The sequence below is a fragment of the Rhodococcus marinonascens NBRC 14363 genome (assembly GCF_001894885.1).
Lineage (GTDB): Bacteria > Actinomycetota > Actinomycetes > Mycobacteriales > Mycobacteriaceae > Rhodococcus_F > Rhodococcus_F marinonascens.
This window is the reverse complement of record NZ_BCXB01000106.1, coordinates 1-2,132: the sequence shown is the minus strand read 5'-3', so window position 1 is coordinate 2,132 and position 2,132 is coordinate 1. Positions and strand designations below refer to the sequence as shown.

At 65.2% G+C, this 2,132-nt stretch carries 2 protein-coding genes; both read left to right on the top strand.

Annotated elements, in window-relative coordinates:
* A partial coding sequence (locus RM2_RS22985) for a YncE family protein (RefSeq protein WP_169846822.1) occupies positions 1 to 549 on the top strand: 549 nt, incomplete at its 5' end.
* Between the two features lie 500 nt (positions 550 to 1,049).
* On the top strand, positions 1,050 to 1,331 hold the full coding sequence (locus RM2_RS25515) for a hypothetical protein (protein WP_245814112.1): 282 nt from the start codon (positions 1,050 to 1,052) through the stop codon (positions 1,329 to 1,331).
* The last annotated feature ends 801 nt before the right edge of the window (positions 1,332 to 2,132 follow it).

Sequence of the window (2,132 nt, the reverse complement as noted above, 5' to 3'; positions counted from 1 at the left end):
GGGATCAGCCCGTTCGGGGTGGCGATCACCCCGGACGGGGCCTTCGCCTACGTCACCAACATTAGTGTCAGCACGGTGTCGGTGATCGACACCGGCACCAACATGGTCACCGCGACCGTCCCGGTCGGCATAGCCCCGTTCGGGGTGGCGATCACCCCGGACGGGTCCTTCGCCTACGTCACCAACGCTGGCGCCAATACGGTGTCAGTGATCGACACCGCCACCAACACGGTGGTCGGCGGACCCATCCCCGTCGGGACCGACCCGGTCGGGGTGGCGATCACCCCGGACGGTTCCCGCGCCTACGTCACCAACGATGGCGACGGCACGGTGTCGGTGATCGACACCGGCACCAACACGGTCATCGAGACCGTCCCGGTCGGGACCAACCCGTCCGGGGTGGCGATCACGCCGGACGGGTCCTTCGCCTACGTCACCAACGCTGGCGGCAACACGGTGTCGGTGATCGGCATCGACCAATGCACCGGATCGTTGTGCCTCGATTTCGGTTCGTTGACGGGCAGCGGCTCGGGCAGCGCGTTCAGCTGACACCCGCACCGTGAAGCCGGATGAGGCCGCCGCCTAGGCCGTGAGGGTGGCGGCCTCATCCGGTTCGTTGACAGGGCTTGGCGGCGGTCCCGCGAACCGGCAGCCGAACCGGGTCGTCGTGCACAGGCCGGCCTTCCTGGAGGATGCCCCGGGTTCCGGGGAACTTCGGTGGCGGCCCGGTGACCATCACCATCACTCTCACTGGTCCACACAGTGAAGTGTCCGGGCACCCCGAGGCGATTCACTTCAGGACGCGGTGACGGTGCAGAAAAGCCTGATGGATCAGCCAGTGCACCGGCACGCTGACAGTCCGTGAAGCACACCCCTGCCGTCACCATCTTCTCTCCTCCGATTTCGGGCTGTCAGCCCAGGTCAGTGATGGTTTGCACGCAGCGTTTCGCCCCTGGCGGTAAAAGGGCCTGACTAACCGAGGAGTCAGGAACCGACCCGTTACCGTCTTCGTGGTCCCGCACTGCGGGGCTACGGTCGCCAACTTCGGTATGACTTGTTCGTACATGGCCGAGTTCCGTCGTGTGCTCACGCCTGGAGGCCACATCTTGCTCGCCTTCTTCGAGTCGGAGAGTGAGCCGGTGACGGTGTTCGACCACAAAGTGACGCGAGCCTATCGGTGGCCGATAGGCGACCTCGCGACGCTAGCCGTCGAAGCCGGATTCATCGAAGTCGGCCGGGCCGTCGGCAGGCTCACACCACTCGACTCCACGGACGGGCACTACCTACTCGGCGCGCTACTGACCGCCCACAACGCGGCACTCGCGCCCTGACATCCCGTCGCGTCGTACGCGGCGCTGCTCAATCGATAGGTGCTCGCCGACGCCGCGGGCGTGATCGTGTGGGACGTCGGTGTGGACTCGACGATCGTGCTCGAGTCCTGGCAAACGATCGTTTCCAAGACCCATTACTGGTGTGAATATCCGAAGTCCTCTGCACACGGATCGAACTCCCAGGTCGATTGTGCAGGCGACTACGGATATTCACACCGGCGGCAGGCTTTGCGGAACCAGTGGCAGGTTTTGCGGGAGCAACTGATTTTGCATACCTCCCGGAGCCCGCCGACACCGCGGCCGCCGACACCACTACTGCCGGTATCGAGGAGAGGTTGACAACCGGATTCTGATCTCGACGCAGAATCCGCCGAACTCTCACGGCCACACTGCCCTGTGGGGTGTGGTCGAGCACTCGGACCGCCGTGCGGTACACCACGCATGCGCTGGGGCGGTGTGCCACCGACGCGGGTTGCCCCACTCGACGGGCAGAAACGGTGTGAGCGGTGTGTGGCGACCTCTTTCTCGTCGCACCGGCAGTGGAGAACGGGTCTCCGACACGGTGGGCCGCCGGTTCACCTCGGCCACCGCACGAGTCCCGTCGACAAACCGAAGGACGCCGCCACCCTCACGGTCGGGGTGGCGGCGTCATTCGGCTACTGTGTCCTTCGGTTCTACGGTGCGGGTGTCAGCTGAACGCGCTGCCCGCACCCGAGCCGCTGCCGGTCAACGAACCGAAATCGAAGCACAACGATCCGGTGCACTGGTCGATGCCGATCACCGACACCGTGGCGTCCGTTT

What these genes read in the sequence shown, in the direction of transcription:
- RM2_RS25515 (WP_245814112.1), top strand. Translation starts at nt 1,050, where the DNA reads ATGACTTGTTCGTACATGGCCGAGTTCCGTCGTGTGCTCACGCCTGGA.